This is a genomic window from Photobacterium ganghwense (assembly GCF_003025595.1).
Lineage (GTDB): Bacteria > Pseudomonadota > Gammaproteobacteria > Enterobacterales > Vibrionaceae > Photobacterium > Photobacterium ganghwense.
On record NZ_PYMI01000004.1, the window covers coordinates 48,032 to 66,534 of the forward strand.

At 47.6% G+C, this 18,503-nt stretch carries 14 protein-coding genes; 6 read left to right on the plus strand and 8 right to left on the minus strand.

From position 1 onward, the window contains the following. Window positions 1-217 precede the first annotated feature (217 nt). Window positions 218-3,370, minus strand: coding sequence for an efflux RND transporter permease subunit (locus C9I92_RS14550; protein ID WP_047885774.1), 3,153 nt, complete (start codon window positions 3,368-3,370; stop codon window positions 218-220). A gap of 2 nt (window positions 3,371-3,372) precedes the next feature. Continuing rightward, entirely contained in the window at window positions 3,373-4,494 is a 1,122-nt protein-coding gene (locus C9I92_RS14555) for an efflux RND transporter periplasmic adaptor subunit (RefSeq protein ID WP_047886310.1), read from the minus strand. Window positions 4,495-4,792: 298 nt separating this feature from the next. On the opposite strand from C9I92_RS14555, the gene C9I92_RS14560 reads away from it, so the two are divergent. Continuing rightward, window positions 4,793-5,728, plus strand: a complete 936-nt coding sequence (locus tag C9I92_RS14560; RefSeq protein ID WP_047885775.1) for a precorrin-2 dehydrogenase/sirohydrochlorin ferrochelatase family protein — start codon at window positions 4,793-4,795, stop codon at window positions 5,726-5,728. Between the two features lie 128 nt (window positions 5,729-5,856). On the opposite strand, the gene C9I92_RS14565 is transcribed toward C9I92_RS14560, so the two are convergent. Further along, window positions 5,857-6,339 (minus strand): DUF1097 domain-containing protein, encoded by a 483-nt coding sequence (locus tag C9I92_RS14565; protein WP_047885776.1) that lies wholly within the window; start codon window positions 6,337-6,339, stop codon window positions 5,857-5,859. Between the two features lie 231 nt (window positions 6,340-6,570). Between C9I92_RS14565 and nagZ the strand changes: the two genes are divergently transcribed. Next, complete coding sequence (gene nagZ, locus C9I92_RS14570) at window positions 6,571-7,575, plus strand: beta-N-acetylhexosaminidase (protein ID WP_047885777.1); 1,005 nt, start codon at window positions 6,571-6,573, stop codon at window positions 7,573-7,575. A gap of 186 nt (window positions 7,576-7,761) precedes the next feature. Here the strand turns inward: nagZ and C9I92_RS14575 are convergent, their stop codons facing one another. Continuing rightward, window positions 7,762-9,369: an EAL domain-containing protein gene (locus C9I92_RS14575; protein ID WP_248827385.1), complete on the minus strand. Its 1,608-nt coding sequence runs from the start codon at window positions 9,367-9,369 to the stop codon at window positions 7,762-7,764. A gap of 1,152 nt (window positions 9,370-10,521) precedes the next feature. Between C9I92_RS14575 and C9I92_RS14580 the strand changes: the two genes are divergently transcribed. After that, a complete protein-coding gene (locus C9I92_RS14580) occupies window positions 10,522-10,797 on the plus strand; it encodes a nitrogenase-stabilizing/protective protein NifW (protein WP_047885778.1) in 276 nt (91 codons plus the stop codon). A 178-nt stretch (window positions 10,798-10,975) separates the two neighbouring features. Here C9I92_RS14580 and C9I92_RS14585 read toward each other — a convergent pair whose 3' ends face one another. From C9I92_RS14585 to C9I92_RS14595, 3 genes are all read right to left on the minus strand, one after another. Continuing rightward, window positions 10,976-11,953 (minus strand): cation diffusion facilitator family transporter, encoded by a 978-nt coding sequence (locus C9I92_RS14585; protein ID WP_242551900.1) that lies wholly within the window; start codon window positions 11,951-11,953, stop codon window positions 10,976-10,978. A 71-nt stretch (window positions 11,954-12,024) separates the two neighbouring features. Then, window positions 12,025-12,459, minus strand: coding sequence for a thioredoxin TrxC (trxC, locus tag C9I92_RS14590; RefSeq protein WP_047885780.1), 435 nt, complete (start codon window positions 12,457-12,459; stop codon window positions 12,025-12,027). Window positions 12,460-12,831: 372 nt separating this feature from the next. Then, the gene (locus C9I92_RS14595; protein WP_047885781.1) at window positions 12,832-13,290 is read right to left on the minus strand and encodes a hypothetical protein; all 459 of its coding nucleotides are present in this window, start codon (window positions 13,288-13,290) and stop codon (window positions 12,832-12,834) included. Between the two features lie 397 nt (window positions 13,291-13,687). On the opposite strand from C9I92_RS14595, the gene pdhA reads away from it, so the two are divergent. Genes pdhA through C9I92_RS14610 form a run of 3 tightly spaced genes read left to right on the plus strand, consistent with a single transcriptional unit; the run spans window position 13,688 to window position 16,921 of the window. After that, window positions 13,688-14,776: a pyruvate dehydrogenase (acetyl-transferring) E1 component subunit alpha gene (gene pdhA, locus C9I92_RS14600; protein ID WP_047885782.1), complete on the plus strand. Its 1,089-nt coding sequence runs from the start codon at window positions 13,688-13,690 to the stop codon at window positions 14,774-14,776. Then, window positions 14,769-15,752, plus strand: coding sequence for an alpha-ketoacid dehydrogenase subunit beta (locus C9I92_RS14605; RefSeq protein ID WP_047885783.1), 984 nt, complete (start codon window positions 14,769-14,771; stop codon window positions 15,750-15,752). The genes pdhA and C9I92_RS14605 overlap by 8 nt, the downstream gene beginning before the upstream one ends. Continuing rightward, a complete protein-coding gene (locus tag C9I92_RS14610) occupies window positions 15,749-16,921 on the plus strand; it encodes a dihydrolipoamide acetyltransferase family protein (protein WP_047885784.1) in 1,173 nt (390 codons plus the stop codon). The genes C9I92_RS14605 and C9I92_RS14610 overlap by 4 nt, the downstream gene beginning before the upstream one ends. Window positions 16,922-17,003: 82 nt before the next feature. On the opposite strand, the gene C9I92_RS14615 is transcribed toward C9I92_RS14610, so the two are convergent. After that, the gene (locus C9I92_RS14615) at window positions 17,004-18,350 is read right to left on the minus strand and encodes a DEAD/DEAH box helicase (protein ID WP_047885785.1); all 1,347 of its coding nucleotides are present in this window, start codon (window positions 18,348-18,350) and stop codon (window positions 17,004-17,006) included. Between the last annotated feature and the right edge of the window lie 153 nt (window positions 18,351-18,503).

The following is an 18,503-nucleotide window of genomic DNA, read 5'->3' on the forward strand; positions in this document are numbered from 1 at the left end:
CTATTCCGTTTATCATCCATCCCAGATAACATTTCCCCCTTAAACAAAAGGCCAATCAGGTATTCTGATTGGCCTTTTCAGTATATTTCACAAGATAAATATCAGGGACTTGTCAGGCTATAATTCATAGCTCAGGATTTATCGCCTCCGTATTCGGCGTGTATCTCAAACCTTACCTGACCCTTTTCGTCTCAAGCTTTTTTCACCGATTGTTTAATCACTCATCCTCCAGCGGAGCAATGCGCGTTGACCCACCGTGGAATTTTTCACGGCGACGCTGAACCAGCGCGAAGAAACCCGGGATCAGGAACGTACCCGCCAGCAGCACACACAGCAACCCGCCAGTCAATGAGATCCCCAGTGAGTTCTGACTGATATGTCCGGCTCCGGAAGCAAAAATCAGCGGTAAAATCCCCAGAATAAATGACCAGGAAGTCATGTTTACCGCACGGAAACGCAATTTACCGCCGCGAACCGATGCTTGCTCAATATCCAGTTCTTTCTCTTCCCGCTCAATCTTGGCAAATTCTACGATCAAGATGGCGTTTTTCGCCGCCAGAGCGATCAGCAGTACCAGACCAATTTGAGCATACAGATTGAGCGGTGTGCCGGTTAATGCCAACGCCAGGAAAGAGCCTAACGTTGCCACAGGCACAACCAGAATAATTGCCAGCGGAATACTCCAGCTTTCATACTGCGCGACCATAAACAGGTAAATAAATATCAGTGCCAGAGCAAACGCGTAAATCGCCTGATTACCAGCCTGTACTTCCTGATAGGCCATCCCCGTCCACTCATACTGATAGCCCTGAGGCAGTACCTCAGCCGCTACCCGTTCCATTGCCGCAATCGCATCGCCGCTTGAGTAACCCGGTGCCGGACTACCCTGAATGACCGCTGCGCGGTACATGTTATAACGCCATGCCACATCAGGCTCAAATACCTGTTCAACCGACGTAAGGGTACTGAGTGGAATCATCTCGCCGGATGATGAACGGACATGAAAACGTTCCAAAGTATCCAGACTGTCACGGTAATCGCTGTCAGCCTGTACCGTTACCCGGAAATTCTTTCCGTACAGGGTAAAATCGTTCACATACATTGAACCAAGGTTACCTTGTAACGTCTGGAAAATATCCGTCAATGGGATGCCCAGCTGTTTAGCTTTCACCCGGTCTATGTCAATGTAGAAATGCGGTACATTGGCCCGGAACGTACTGAAGGTGTACTGAATTTCAGGTTGTGCATTGGCCTGCTGAATCAGCTCTCCCATTACTTTTGCCAGATCAGTACGACTGCGACCCAATGTGTCTTCCAGGACAAACTCGAATCCCGATGCAGCGCCCATTCCCGGCACCGCTGGCGCTCCCATAGCAAACACCACCGCTTCAGGAACATCTGATACTGCGCGGCCGTTGATCCGGTTTGAAATCGCAAATGATGAGTGATCACCGCTCATTGCCAAGCGCTCTTCCCAGCTTTTCAGTTTAATAAACAGTGAAGCGCCATTTGATGCGGCAGCACCGGTGAGGAACGCATAGCCATTGGCCACGGTGATCCCTTCAATACCCGGTTCCTGATCCAAAATAGCCTGAAGCTTTTCGGTCACCTCTTCGGTACGCGATAGCGAAGCGGCATCCGGCAGCTGTACGTTGACCAGCAGAATGCCTTTATCTTCCGTTGGTACAAACGCTGTTGAGGTGGTGTTGGACAAGTAAGTCACTGCGCCAACCGCCAACACAAAGAACGCCACCAATACCGCCGTTTTCCTGACAAGGAATCCGGCAATAACACCGTATTTATGTGTGATACGATCCAGCCCACGGTTAAACACCGTAAACCAGCGAGCGTTATTTTCTCCCCCTTGCTTAAGGACCAGCGCACACAAAGCCGGTGACAGAGTCAGGGCATTGATGGAGGAAATAACAACCGAAATACAGATTGTCAGCGCAAACTGGCGATACATGATACCGGTGATCCCCGGTAACATTGCGACCGGCAGGAACACGGCTAACAACACCAACGTGGACGTAATGATCGGCCCGGTCACTTCTTTCATCGCAATCAACGTTGCTTTGCGGGGCGTCAGGCTTGGATCACGCTTCATATTGGTATCGACGTTCTCGATCACCAGAATGGCATCATCCACAACGATACCAATCGCCAGAATCAGACCAAACAACGTGACAGTATTGATGGTAAAGCCTGTCGCCAGCATGATGGCAAAAGTACCAATAAGCGAAACCGGAATGGCCACGACAGGAATCAGCGTTGAACGCATGCTCCCCAGAAACAGGTAGGTAACCGCAATAACCAGCAGAATCGCTTCAATCAGGGTTTTGACAACCCCTTTGATCGATTCAGATACAAACAAAGTGGTATCGTAGCTGGTCTCATAATCCATTCCTTCCGGAAAATCTGCGCTCATCCGATCCAACAGTTCCATCACCGCTTTGCCACTGTCCAGTGCGTTGGCATCGGATTGCAGATTCAGCGCAACAATAGACGCCGGTTGATTACGGAATTTACCATTGCCGTCGTAGAACTTCTTACCCAGTTCAATACGTGCGATATCTTTGAGATACACCATTGAACCATCATTGTTGGCGCGCAGAACGACGTCCTCAAATTCAGCAACGCTTTCCAGTCGTCCTTTCGTCACCAGGTTGAACTGCACTTCCTGGGTATTGTTGTATGGCGGCGCGCCCACTTTACCGGCAGCAACCTGTACGTTCTGCTCGGCCAGCGCAGCATTCACATCCGCAGTCGTGATGCCCAGGTTGGCCATTTTTTCCGGATTCAGCCAGACCCGCATTGAGTATTCGCCACCACCGATGACGTTAACTTCACTGATACCTTTAACACGAGCCAGCTGATCTTTCACATTCAGGTTGATGTAGTTAATCAGGAACTGGTCATCGTATTTTCCATCAGGCGAATAAAAGTTCAGCACCATCAACAAATCCGGTGACCGTTTTTTTACGGTAACCCCGACCATTCGCACTTCAGCCGGAAGCTTGGATTCAATCTGAGAAACCCGGTTTTGCACGTTCACCTGCGCCATATCGGGATCGGTACCGATATCAAATGTCACGTTCAGGTTGTACGAGCCATCATTGGCACTTTTTGAGGACATGTAGATCATGTTCTCTACGCCGTTCACAGACGCTTCAATCGGGTCGGCAATCGCTTCTTCAACAACCTCTGCACTGGCACCAGAATAGTACGCCGTAACAGACACCGATGGCGGGCTGATTTTCGGGTATTCCGCCACTGGCAGATTCAGCAGTGAAATCAGGCCGGCCAGAGTCAGAATGATGGAGATGACCAACGCAAACTTAGGTCGTTGAATAAAAAATCGACTTAGCATGATTATTCCTGCGCCTCATCGTTTTCCAGTCGAACTGTCATGCCGTTTCTGACACGCTGCAAACCTTTAGTCAGAACCACATCACTGTCCGCAAGGCCGTCGGTAATGATCACACCATGTTCAGTTTGAGGTCCCAGCACAACATTCCGGCGTTCAGCGATATTCCCTTCTGCCAGTACCATGACGAAATCCCCTTCCAGATCGCTTTGCACCGCTCGGCGAGGGATGACCATGCGCTTAACCGGCTCTTTTTCACGCAAAAATACCTGAACATGCTGACCGGGTAACAATTCCTGATCCGGGTTGGCAAAATTGGCGCGCATTGCAATGGTGCCTGTTTTAAGGTCAATACGGTTTCCGATAAAGTCCACCACACCCAGTTCACTGTATGTTTCGCCATTTGTCAGAGTCAGTACCACTTCCACATCGTTCTGTCCCCGACCCGCCCCATCAAGGCTGTCAATCCCCAACTCCAGACGCTGACGCTCACTGACATTAAATGATGCCTGTATCGGATCCAGGCTGACCAACGTAGTTAAAATACCGGAGCCCGGTGAAACCAGATCGCCGATACTCACTTTGCTGTCACTGATTCGGCCGGTAAAAGGCGCAGAAATTCGGGTATAAGACAAGTCCACCTCCGCCGCTTTTACCTGTGCATTGGCCGCTTTCAATTGCGCTTCTGCATGCAGCTTTTCTGCCGTCAGACGATCATACTCCGCTTTGCTGATACTTCCTTTGGGCAACAAGTTCTCTGCTCGCTGCCAATCGAGATTTGCGCGTTTCAATGAGGCTTCCGCCTGAGCGATGGCTGCCTTGGCACTGGCCAGTTTAGCTTCATAGGCTGCCGGTTCAATTTCAAACAGTACCTGACCTTTGTGTACGATCTCCCCTTCTTTAAAAGAGCGTGACTTCAAATAGCCGGATACCTGCGCAGAGATGGCCACATCTTCAATGGCTTCCGTTCTGCCCACAAACTGTTTACCCTGTTGATAGTCAATCACCGTCACCGGCTGCGCCACAACCAGTGGGCTAGCTGCTGGTGCTTGACCTGTAGATTGCTCACCACAACCAACAAGCAAGGCTGAGCTGATTAGTGTTGCAATCACTAATTTTTTATTCATATTGCCGACCATATATAATTGATAAAATAAACATAAATCCAGAGAAGTGACCGAGGCTTTGCACTACTCAGGCGAAAATGCCCATATTCAGGGGAGAATAAAAATCGTGCGGAAACACTAACAATTGAGGGTTTAATAGAAGCTGAATGTCTTCAGCTCAGAGACAGGTTTAAATTTTAATTTGTTTCCAAATGTTTCCGTAAGCCATATTTTCACCAATTTATACTGGCTAACAGAAAAAGCCTCCTTAATAATCAGCAAATTAATAACATCCACCATTCAATGAGGAATCAACTTAATGGACTACTTTCCCATTTTTCTCTCACTTAAAGGCAGAAAAATCAGTGTTATTGGTGGTGGCGAAGTGGCATGCCGGAAAGTCGACTTATTGCTCAAGGCTGACGCCGATATCACAGTGACGTCCCCCGAACTGCACCCGCATCTGGAACGACTGGAACAAGCTGGAAAAATTCACTGGAATAATGACGTATACCAACCTTCAGTACTCGACCACGCCGATCAGGTTTGGGTAACCACCAACAACCGTGCTCTCAACCAATCCATTTATTCCGATGCGGAAGCCCGGGGGATCTGGGCCAATGTGGTTGATGACCGCCAGTACTGCCATTTTATTACCCCATCGATCATTGACCGAAGCCCGATCCAAGTTGCGGTATCCAGCGGCGGTGCATCCCCGGTTCTGGTTCGGTTTTTGAGGGAAAAGCTGGAAACACAACTGCCACAGAATCTCAGTCTATTGGCTGACTATGCGGGTAAACAGCGTGACAGAATCAAGGAACACTTCAAGACGGTAGATGAACGGCGGAAATTCTGGGAGAGCTTTTTTCGTCACCCCCAAGTTGAGCTGGCCAACTGTGAACATGAACTCGACGAGGTATTTACAACCCTGCTATGTGCAACCGCCCCTTCTGGCGGCGCTTTGTATCTTATTGAAACCGGCGACGATCCCGAACTCCTGACTCTCAAGGCCCTACGTCTGATGCAGCAATCGGAATTTGTCCTATTTCCCGGAGAAGCAGAAGATATCTTTGTTGATTTATGTCGCCGTGATGCCGACCGCGCCCCTTATGACGAACAAAGCCTGTTTAATCAAGTTGAAAAACATCTCAGCGACGGGTTCAGGGTTTGTGTTCTGGCAAATAAGGTGGACGCTGAAAAAGTATTCAGGCCGCTTAAGACACTCACTGTCGCACAGCATATTCCTTGCCTCTGACATTCCGGCAAACACTTATCCTGATAGTGATTATCCTGAAATAAAAATGCCGCCCATTTCGGGGCGGCATTATTAAATCGTTTTAACTCTATTTCTTTATTTCTATATTTTTTATTTCTTTGTGAGAGTCAGTTTTGCTCTGCCGTAGCCAGGTTCGTTTTGGGTGCCAACCGCTGCTGCAACCATAGACCAGAGGTTTTCATGGTATAGCCGAATACGGCCCCCAAGATCAGTGAAGGTACTACCAGCTTCCAGTCACCAGAGGCGGCAAATGTGGCGCAAGAACCAATAAACGTCCCCGGAATAAAGCTCAACCACGATTTCTTTGCCTGCACACACATCAAAAACGCGACAACAGCAGTGACAACGTAACCAATAATTTCAAGGCTTGCCAGCTGTGACAGATAGATGATCATCATAGCCCAGAATACGCCGCTCATATTGGTAGCAATGCTCAGGCCAAGCCCTTTGATTCCGTCTTTAGGGGACGCGAAATACGTTGTGCAGCCCAAAAAGCCCGCCCAGCTCAGAAGCCCTAAAGAAACAGCAACCCAGCCCCACACACCAGATAAGATTCCGGTTGTAATTGCAATCGCCACTAGTACAGACATATCCCACTCTCTCAATGTTTGCTAAGGGTGCAGTGTAATGAATTCACCCGCCCTCAACATCAATACAGATCACATTTTTACTTAATTGTTATCATTAGTTTTCATTTAAAAGTGACCGGCATCACTTAAAGTTAATCAAAGCAGCCATCGCCTTTATCATCGCCACTATGTTTACCACGTTCCATTTAAGGCATAATGGGAACCATTAATGGCCTTACCTGAGGAGACCTTATGGGTCCTTTAATGCTTGATGTTTCAGGCTATGAACTTGATGCAGAAGATCGTGAAATTATCCAGCACCCGACTGTCGGCGGGATCATTTTCTTTGCACGCAACTACCACGACCGTCAGCAACTCAGAGCGCTGACCAAAGAGATCCGCAAAACAGCAAATCGACCTTTTCTGATTGCTGTCGATCAGGAAGGTGGCCGAGTACAACGCTTCCGTGATGAATTTACCTTGCTTCCTCCTGCCAAAGCATTTGCGTCTCACGCACAGGGGTTGGAATTGGCACAGGACGGTGGCTGGCTGATGGCAGCCGAACTACTGGCTATGGATATTGATCTGAGTCTGGCTCCGGTACTGGATCTTGGTTTTGACTGTAAAGCAATTGGTGATCGCGCATTCTCGGATCAGCCTCAGCAAGTGATTCGCTATGCCAGCCAATTTATCAAAGGAATGAAACAGGCAGGCATGGAAGCCACCGGCAAACACTTCCCGGGCCATGGCGGTGTGATCGCCGATTCTCATCTGGAAACGCCTGTTGATTCTCGCGATTCAATCAAATCTCACGATATGACGGTTTTTAAAGCGCTGATTGAACAAAATCTGCTGGATGCAATGATGCCAGCACATGTCGTTTTCGACCACTTCGATAGCGCGCCAGCCAGCGGTTCTGAATACTGGCTTAAACAAGTACTGCGTCATGACCTGAAGTTCAATGGTGTCATTTTTTCTGATGACCTGAACATGAAGGGTGCAGACGTACTGGGTAGTTATGGTGACCGGGCTATCGCGGCACAGCAAGCAGGCTGCGATATGGTCATGCTTTGCAATAACCGCGAAGGCGCCATCCAGGCTCTGGATGGGCTGCCGCAAACGCAGGTACCGAGCCTAGAGACACTGTGTAAAAAATCGACCGGAGAATACAGCGAACTCACCGCATCGCGCATGTGGCAGGAAACGCAACAACGTATTTCTCGCTTAACAGAAGAATGGCGCGAAAAAAACGCCTGATCAATCTGTGATGAGCGGCGCTCTGGGTGCTGATCATTTCGAAGGGCTTAGCAGTGTTTTATTACAAGACACCGAGCGCTTCAACCATTTGAATGGCCGCATGATGCGGCCATTCACTAACAAAAACTATAATCAAAATCTTTAATCAAAATTTTTAATGTAGACGACTGTTATTAGCCTATTGGCTTAACCCATTTCCACCGGATCATCCCCTGTCCGCCGGTTTGCCGCCATCGACTTACAGAAATACGCGAAATCCTGAAAATTCATTGGCTTACCAAAGTAGAAACCTTGTTGTAAATTAACTCCCCGCTGAGCCAGATACATTGACTGCTCCAGCGTTTCAACGCCTTCTGCAATCATTTCCATTCCAGCCTCCCGGCCAAAAGCAATGATGGAATCAAGGAGTGACAGTTTGATATCACTGGTCCCAATGGTCTCAACGAACATCTTGTCGATTTTCAGACTCCGGATGTTCAGTTGCTGAATGTAACTAAACCCTCCATACCCTGTCCCCACGTCATCCAGCTTGACGTCTACCCCTTTACTTCTGAGCAAATCAATCACATCTGACGCCATTGCCAAATCCGTAAACTGCTTTCGCTCTGTGACTTCAAATGCGATTTGCCGTGGTGATATCTGAGAACGGTACAAAAGCGCCAGTGACTTTTCCATGATTTCATGGCTTTCCAGATGGTCTGGAATCACATTAATGCTGAGTACCTGTTGTGTTTGCTGCCAGTTCAGTTTACTGATTTCGTTCACCGCTTTGGTGATGAGCTGATCGGTAATAGGGAATATCTGACCACTTTTCTCGACGTAAGGGATAAATTCCATCGGAGAAATCATTTCATTATCAGGGCGCTGCCAACGCGCCAACATTTCACAGCCGTACAGGGTGTTTGATGCCACATCGACAATAGGCTGGTAAAAAGGAATAAATTCCTGCTTCGCCAGACCTTCATCCACCAGTGCATGTAGCGAGAGCTTACGACTTTGAATGAGTCGGTGACCAGCAAGAATCGCTCCCCCCAGAAAAACACCCATTAAAAACAGCGGCAACCAGAAAGCCTGGCGATAGCTATCCATTAAAGCGGACTGAACATAGACTTTTACAGTCAGTCTATCGATCAACGGGAAACTCATCAGTGGCGGGGTCTGTAACAGGCTGATATCGCCCCGCATCAGCACCACAGTCGGATTCAATTCAGCGGACACCGCCACCAGCAAACAACTGGTACAGTACTTATCTCGGAGTGAATCTGAGATCAGCGGTTCGAGATATACCAACAACTTGCCTATCTCAACGTGCTTCTCTACGACCAGCAACTGTTCGTTACTGTGGGCTTCGTTCGCCACCCACAACCCAACGCCCTCTCTGAGCGGAGACACCAAAGGAAGTAGTTGTCTTTCCGGTTCAATACTTTCCATGCTGTTGCAATGACGGCCATCCGGCAACTGTAAACGCATCCGGCGAATCAAATAATCGTGATAGGTTAATTGCTGAAGTTGGCGACGATCCTGCTCAAGGCAATTAAATTCAAAGACGGAGGCTAATTGACTGAGCTTTTCAGGATAGTGAGTAATCTGGCTGGAATAATAACTTAAGGTCTGTTCCACATCAGAAGCAACTAAATATCGAACATATTGCCTTGAGGCATAACCATTAAACAAGGAACAGGCAAACGCGATACTCAGAACAAAAATAAGGGAAACGTAATGGTATTGCGTCATCCACGTTCCAAATCGACGACTGATACCGTCATCAAGATGGCAGAAATCTTTCAATTGCATATTTACCGCAAACTCAAACCAAACAATCCTGACGACAGGGTCAGAATCATCAACTAATCGATTCGCTCGGTATCTGTTTTTTCATCGGATTACATCAGGATTGAACAACCCGGTGACATTTACGAAGCAGGCAAATAACAATATTCATTAAAGAGCATATTAACAAGAGTGCATTTAACAATTTGTCGAGATATAGGTCACAACCGTGAGTGATAACCGATTGATAGAAAAGGTGTAAACTTAAAACTTTTCTTGCTGCCCAGATTTTTTAACGCCAGATGATTTTGCCTGCTTCACCACAATGGCTAATACAAAATCATCTATCGTGTCTAACAGCTTTCAGCTATGTACGGCAAAGACGTAAACCACACATGCTCGTTACAAAGCAATATAAAAACAAAAAGCGCCCTCAGGCGCTTTAACGGTTAACTGCAATGTCGAGCGTGTTCGATTACAGGGAGTCCCGAGAGTAATCCAAATCTTTGGTGCAACGTTTTTCTTTCAAAATGATGAATACTGCACCGACGATGAATGCTACAACTAACAGGGTTTCCATGAGAATACCTTAAACCTTTGAGATTATGCTCTTAATAGAGCTGCCAACACATCAAACCAAAGGTCTAAAAATTGCCTCTCCCACACATCAAAGCCAATTTTTAGACGTGAAATAAGATACCTGAACCGAACAAAAGATCTACTGAATTGTTATCGCACTGTGACACAATGAACAATAATTTTACGTTATTGCACAATTTCCAGAATAGCGATAAAAGCACTTGGTATGCGTACCAAAATAACGTGTCACAAGGCACAAAACAGCATGTAAAAATGGGTAACTGTCAGGCAGATAACTTACCTATATATTCTGTTCTGATTGAGAAAAAATAACCAGATAAGAATGAGTGATTATTCTTAGTGTCTCAAATTAGATAATCTAATTTTACGAAAATTGCCGTCATTTCAACCACCGTTTCCGCCCGGCAACAGCAACGGACAGTAAGCAATCAAGAGGAAATCCTCTCACCGTGTTCGAGAGACGCTTTAGCAGCTGAATACATACCCAAGAAAATACACAATAATAGGAACTAAATCAAAGCCGATTCATTCCCCCTATGATAGTTTCTCTGCCTGAACTGACTCTATGCGCCAAATATGAGTAAAACTGACATTCAAAGCGTCGTTGCTAATTTTACGTCTATCGAGCAAGCCCTCGATTACTTTGACATTGGCTACGATAGCAAGTTTATCAATGAGTACCGAATCCAATTGGTGAAGTCATTTAATGGCTATCTGATACTGGAAAAACCTAAAGACTGGTTTGCTGCGCGTCGTGCCCTGAAAAATGCCTACTGCAAAATTCAGCGATCTCGGTTGGACAAACATACACGGCAGGCATGTCGGGGATGTACATCTTGCCAACGACGCTGATTAAGCATTGGGTTTCGCCCATCCCCTTCATTAGCAGATGTTTGCTTCAGTAATATATGTTGTCCACTTAACACGTACCGTTAAATCGACATAACGCACATAATGCAAGCGCATTAAAAAAGGGCGTTTCCGCCCTTTTTATCACTACCAATCACTGACTATATGAGACAAGTTAGTTTTAGAGCCAACGAGCCTGTCCCGTAAAGGTCACAGATAACCAGGTGTCTCCGAGTTGATCATGCAGAGCATCCCAAAGCACTTGACGAACCTGATCCTGTCTTGTGGTTGTCCAATATTTTTCATCTTTAACCAAGATATTCACTTCCAGATCGTACTGACGACCTGTCTTGGCAAAGTGATGCGTGTAATCTTCGAAATGGTAGTCTTCCGCCAGTTTTTCGATCACACGGTCAACTTTCTTCTGGACACCGTCTTGCGGGGCAACCAGAAGCACTTCTTTCAGGTTACGACGTAAAACAGTAATTGGCAGTACTGCAGCCGCCAGAGACAGCGCAGATACCAGAATGGGGTCCACATAGCGGTTCCATTGAGAATATCCCAACGAATCCAGGGCCATTACAAGTAAGAAGCCGACTAAAATTGCCGCACTGAGTATACCGTCAATCAGCCATTCCTGTGAGTCTACTCGCACCAACTCAGATTGCACTTTTTTGGCAATATGCGTTTCAGCAAAGTAGATACCAAAACAACAGAAAGTCGACATAACCGCATAAATCAACGCATGTTCGAGGACAATATCATGTCCTCCGCTGACAATGGTTTGCACACCATTAATAAACGCGAACAAACAGGTCACTAAGATGAGCAAGCCATTGACGACGTTAATAAGCGGTTCAATATGAGCATAACCAAACTGAAAGTGATGATCGTCAGGCTTTGCAACGAGATAGGCGGTATACAGGCTAAGGCCTGTCATCCCCATACTCATAAGTGAAAACATGCCGTCGAGAAGAATGGCATTGGATCCGACATACAATCCATACCCCACCCCGAGACTGGCTAAAACAACAGTACCAGCCAGGGACATTTTAAGCGCCAGACGCTCCTTACTAAATTTACGGCTAGTAGCCATAATCTCCTCCTCATTTATCTTGATTGGGCCGGATAAGCCCTGGGTTAATGATGAATAATTCATTGAATTTCTTTGATGTAAGTATCCGAAAGGATTGTTACATTAATACTATTAGCACAATGGCTTACATGCCATCAAGCAGGGATCGCATCCTTCAGCCAGCGAATAAATTCATTTTTTCGCAACGCGGTGTGTAATGCGGCCTGCTGTTTACCTTTCTTAAATATCAGAATAGTCGGTACACCACGAATTCGGTACTTTTGTGCCAACACTTTGTTTTTATTTAAATTAACACGAACAAAGCGGTAATGATTACGATGTTGAGCCGCGACCTGATCAACAATGGGTTTAAATGTCTGACACGGGGTGCATTGATTCCCCCAGAAAACAACCACAACCGGTTTGGGCGATTGGATTAAACGCGTTAACTGGTTTGCATCAGCCTCAACGGGTTTACCATCAAGAAGTGGTTTCTGACAGCCCTGACAATCAGGTGTGTTTGACAAAGAGTTCGGCATTAATGCCGCAGAGCGCCCGCAATGCGGACAGGTTACCGAGAATGAAGACATAAAAGATGAAACTGACCAAAGACGCCTGATTGTACCAGAAATACCAATAAAGCAACACTGCCCAAGGTTGTTGGCTGTGTTTTGCCTTCACCGTCTCGACGGCCTGTCCTAAGCCCTGACTGAACACCCACAATTTTCGCTTAATTTGCGTTTTTGCGCCCGTCTAACGTCATCCCAACGCTTTGTTACGCTTCTTCTGTAAGAAGTTTTCTGAATGCCGTAATTCTGTATAGTGCATTCAGTAAGCCTGCAGTCTGTAGCCCGGCTTTGCTGTAACCCGGCTTTGCCGGGACCAATCTGACCCGGAATGCACGTCGTTACAGCCAAATCCAGAGACCGATTTACCCGAGAGCGTGACCAGATAACGGTAATTTACGGCACGGCTTTTTCAAGTTGCAGCCTTTCGATGTCATTAAAGAAATTAATCAGCTTCGCTCTGCTGACACTGTATTCAAAATCTGTCCCGTCACAAAAATCATTGTCACGCTGTAAATCCGGACTTTTTAGCCAGACAAACTGACAGGTGGCATGCAGCTCGCAAGCCTGATTACGCTCCTGCTCCAACTGATGCCAATAGTTAACAAAGTGTTTCAGCGCATAATCCAGCTGTTCATAATTTTCTGCGCTTAATTCAGGCTGAAGCGATTTCAGCTCACTATTTCGCTCATCCATATACTGATCAAAGGATGCGGTTAATGATTGCATCGCACCGGTATGGTAACACTCTCCGTTAACATATTGTGCTTTCTGATTTGCAACATCACCTATATTATCCTGAGAAGTACAGGCTGCAACCAGGAATAACAACCCAAAACAACTGAACCCTTTCATAGCACACCTAAACGACTGATTTCAGGTAATCAAGGCACACCTGTCACCCTTTTTTATCGACTTTCAACATCCTGTCTTACCCTGTCCGAAATGTGCCCACATTTTACCTAGACTGCCAGTAATTATGCGCCATCCGGACGGATACCGCCGGGTAACAACGCTAAGTCTCAAGAGTCAGACAACTGTCGCATGGCTTATTCAATTCTGCTGCCAAAAAGCAAAGTGTACAGAATTATTTACTCATTTTAATTTAACAACTGAAAGCAGGCGTTAACATTTTGATTACAATTACTACTATCGAGTGCGCCATGCAGTGCCCAAACTAATTATTGTCTACCCCGGCGCGCTCTTTGCATTGCTGTCCGCCTCTTTGAGGCAGCTACAGAAGGAGCTAACAATGAATGTCCAGGCTATGCCTATGCATCGCTTTATTGACCATGAGGGTCAACTGGTAAATCCCCTGCCAGCGTGGGCTGATATTGCCACATTGAAAGGATTCTATTGTGATATGGTGCTGGCGCGCACCTATGACAACAAAGCTGTTGCTTTGCAACGCACCGGGAAATTGGGTACTTACCCATCAGGTCTGGGTGCGGAGGCGATCGGTATTGCGGTAGGTCGCGCACTGAAATCCACCGACGTTTTCATTCCTTACTATCGTGACTTGCCTGCTATGTGGGCACGCGGCATTGGTATGGAAAAAAACCTTCAATATTGGGGCGGCGATGAACGCGGCAGCGACTTCTCTCCCAACGATCAACATTGCCGGGATCTGCCATACTGCGTTCCAATTGCAACCCAATGTACACATGCTGTCGGCGTTGCCGCTGCCCTGAAAATTCAGGGTCAACATCATGCTGCACTTGTTACCTGTGGTGACGGCGCAACGTCCAAAGGGGATTTTCTGGAATCTTTAAACTGTGCGGGCGCATGGAACATCCCTCTGGTATTTGTCATCAACAACAACCAATGGGCCATTTCCGTTCCCCGTACTATTCAGTGCGGTGCTGAATTCCTGTCTGATAAAGCCAAAGGTGCAGGTATTGAAGGGATCACCGTCGATGGTAACGACATTGTTGCCATGTATGACGTGTTGCTGAAAAAACTGGACAAAGCTCGGAAAGGAAAAGGAGCCACTCTGGTTGAAGCGGTCAGTTACCGCCTCAGTGATCACACCACGGCTGATGATGCCACCCGCTATCGCAGTGAAGATGAACTCCAGCAAGCCTGGCAGTACGAACCTATCTCCCGTCTGAGAAAGTACCTGGTTTCGCAATCAGCGTGGTCAGATGAAGAAGACAAACAATGGCAACAGCATTGCAAGGATGTCATCGAAAATGTTGTCGAAAAATACCTGGCGATTATCCCTCAGCCGCCTGAGTCTGCCTTTGATTTCCTTTACGAATCGTTAGACTCAGAACTTCTCAAACAACGGGATCTCATCATTAATAAAGCAATGCGCATGCAGGGAGGCCAGCATGGCTGAAATTACTCTACTGGAAGCGGTCAACCTCGCGCTCCATCATGAAATGACACACGACCCGAATGTTGTTGTGCTTGGGGAAGACGTGGGCGATAACGGTGGGGTATTCCGAGCTACCGTTGGCCTGAAAGATAAGTTTGGCGTGAAACGCGTCATTGATACACCGTTAGCCGAAGCCCTGATTGGCGGCGTAGCTGTCGGTATGGCCACACAAGGGCTACGCCCGGTCGCTGAGTTTCAGTTCCAGGGTTTTGTTTTTCCGGCAATGGAACATCTGATTTGCCATGCGGCGCGAATGCGTAACCGTACCCGTGGTCGTCTGACTTGCCCGGCAGTTTTTCGTGCCCCTTATGGTGGGGGCATTCATGCACCGGAGCATCACTCTGAGAGCGTGGAAACTATATTTGCTCATACTCCCGGCATGAGTGTGGTTATCCCCTCTTCACCTCAGCGTGCTTACGGGTTATTGCTGGCGGCAATTCGCAGTAACGATCCAATCATGTTCTTTGAGCCAAAACGTATCTATCGCACGGTGAAATCCGAAGTGATCGATAACGGTCAGGCTTTACCACTCAATACCTGTTTTACGCTGCGTAAAGGCCGCGATTTGACACTGGTGACCTGGGGGGCCTGCGTAGTGGAATCACTGAAAGCTGCCAGTGCCTTGTCCAATGTAGGCATTGAAGCTGAAGTGATTGATGTAGCCACAATTAAACCTCTCGATATGGCAACCATTACGGCGTCACTGGCGCGGACTGGACGCTTACTGGTTGTGCATGAGGCCTGCCAGACATGTGGTGTCGGCGCTGAGATCCTCGCCCGTATTGCAGAACATGACATGTGCCTGCTGAAAGCCCCACCTAAGCGGGTGACCGGGCCGGATACCATCATGCCTTATTACCGAAACGAAGATTATTTCATGATTCAGGAAGAAGATATTGTTGCAGCGGCGCGCGAGCTGGTGGAGGGTTGGAAATGAAAACATTTATGCTCCCTGACTTAGGGGAAGGTCTGGCAGAGTCTGAAATTGTTGAATGGCACGTCAAAGTCGGTGACATCGTCGAAGTTGATCAAATCGTGCTAACCGTTGAAACCGCTAAAGCCACCGTTGATGTCCCTGCCCCATACAGCGGCAAAATTGTCAACCGTCACGGGGAAGAAGGTGATGTGATCAATATCGGCAGTCTGTTGCTGGAAATTGATGATGCAACAGCAGCTTCCGCAACTGTGAAACAGAAAGCCAGCCAGGCTGCTACACACGCAACTGCGAAAAAAGCGGATGCCGCTACCGTTGTCGGCAGTGTCGCCAGTCATGCACACGCGGTGAATGTCGATGAGTTCTGGGTTGGTAATGAGCGTGAATCGGCTGCTGTTCACCAGCTTACAGCTATGCCTTCTGCACGTTTACTGGCACAAAAGCTGGGCGTGGATCTGAATGCCATTAAAGGAACAGGCCCTTCGGGTGTGATTATTGATGCTGACGTGTATAACGCCTGCGACAAACAATTGCCTGGTACTGAAGTCCTCAAAGGTGCCCGTCGCACAATGGTGGGCGCCATGGCGGAATCGCACAAGCAGATTGCAGCGGTAACCATTACTGAAGATGCCACGCTGGAACAATGGAAGCCGGGAGAAGATATTACAGCTCGTCTGGTATTAGCCATTGTTGATGCCTGTCAGCAAGAGCCGGCACTCAATGCCTGGTTCGATGCTGAAACCATGACCCGTTGTGTACATCAGACCGTCAACATTGGTGTAGCCGTTGACAGCAAACACGGCTTATATGTACCCGTGCTGAGAAATGCGGATGAGTACAAGGCTAACGCTATTCGTCAGTGGGTGGACGAAACCGTCAAAGGTATTCGTGAGCGCAAGATTGGCCGTGATCAACTTCAACATGCGACAATCACCCTGTCGAATTTTGGCGCTATCGCCGGTATTTATGCCACACCGGTTGTGACGCCACCTCAGGTCGCCATTGTTGGTGCCGGACGCATTATTGAACGCGTCGCATTGAAAAACGGCAAACCGGTCATGGTGAAAGTCTTGCCGCTGTCGATGACCTTCGATCACCGAGCCTGTACCGGCGGTGAAGCAGCGCGCTTTATGAGGGCGCTGGCTAAACACCTTGAGCAACCATACGCTTAACCGAGACACTCAAGCAAAACACAAAAAAATGCCAGTCACTTGACTGGCATTTTTCATTGAGTGGTCTTTGATTGACGCTGTATTACTCTTCGTCAGCAGACGGTGTTTCAGGCTTGCGCTTTTTAGGCACAAACACGTTATCACCCACAGCCATGTTGTCGTAGAAGCGCTTATCCATCTTCTTCTTCGGTTTGTCAGCAGCTGGTTTGTCGCTCTTAGGTGCCTGAACTTTTGGTCCCGGCTTCTTCTTCACAAACTTCTTCTTCGGTGCCGGTTTCAAGCCTTTGAACTTGCCTTCCAGACCTTCCAGTGTTGTGAATTCAATCGATTGCTGCAGGAAAGCTTCTACATTTTTAAAGCTCTTCCAGTCTTTCGGACCAACCAGAGAAATCGCATCACCTTTGTTACCGGCGCGGCCCGTACGACCAATTCGGTGAACATACTCTTCAGCATGTTTAGGCATGTCAAAGTTGATAACGTGTGAAACCTTGCTGATGTCCAAGCCACGTGATGCAACATCCGTCGTCACCAGAATTTTATGACAGTCACGCTCAAACTGGCTCATGATGTTGTTACGCTGAGTCTGGTTCATCTCACCACTCAACGCTACCGCTTTAAGTTTGCGCTCGTTCAGCAGTGTTGTCAGACGATCAGTATCTGCTCGTGTCGCCGTGAAGATGATCATCTGATCGTAATCTTCTGTTTCCAGCAACTTATCTAACAGCGCTTGCTTGTGATCAAGGTGATCACACAGCATGAAACGCTGAGCAATGTCGGTATGCGCTTCGGCAGAGTGGCCGACAGAAATGCGTTTTGGTGCATTCAGCATATCACTCGCGATGCTGACCACATCGGCATGATCCAGTGTCGCGGAGAACATCAGTGTCTGACGGCGACGGTGATTTGCAGCTTCGTGAATACGACGCAACTGCGCTTCAAAACCCAGATCAAGCATACGGTCCGCTTCATCCAGAATCAGCATTTCCAGGCCATCCAGATGTGTGCTGCGGTGCTCAAGGTGGTCAGCCAGACGACCCGGGGTGGCAATAACAAACATCGGGTCTTTACGCAGAGCTTTAACCTGATCATTGAAGTTTTCACCCCCAACAATCAAAGCACCGTCATACGGTGTACCAGCGTTTAGCGTTTTCAGCTGAGCAAAAACCTGCTTCGCCAGTTCACGGGTTGGCGTCAGAACCAGCACTCGAGGATCACGACGAGTGAATGGCTTACAGCGGTACATACGCTGCATAGCTGGCAACAAGAATGCCAGGGTTTTACCGGAGCCCGTTTTAGACGAAGCCAGCACGTCCTTGCCGAGGATACCGACAGGAATCGCAGCTTGTTGAATTTCAGTTGGTTTATAGAACGCCAGGTGGTTCAGTTTTGAAATCAGGCGCTGGTCTAATCCAAGATCGTTAAATTGCAAAATGGTGCTCCGGTTAAGATGCTCTCAGATGAACAAAAACAATACAGTGATGCAAGACGTGATAACAATCACGCCAGAGTAAATTTATTAAGCAGGGAATTATACCATAATTCTGATGTGAGACACGAAAAACGTCCATATCTAGCGGGATTT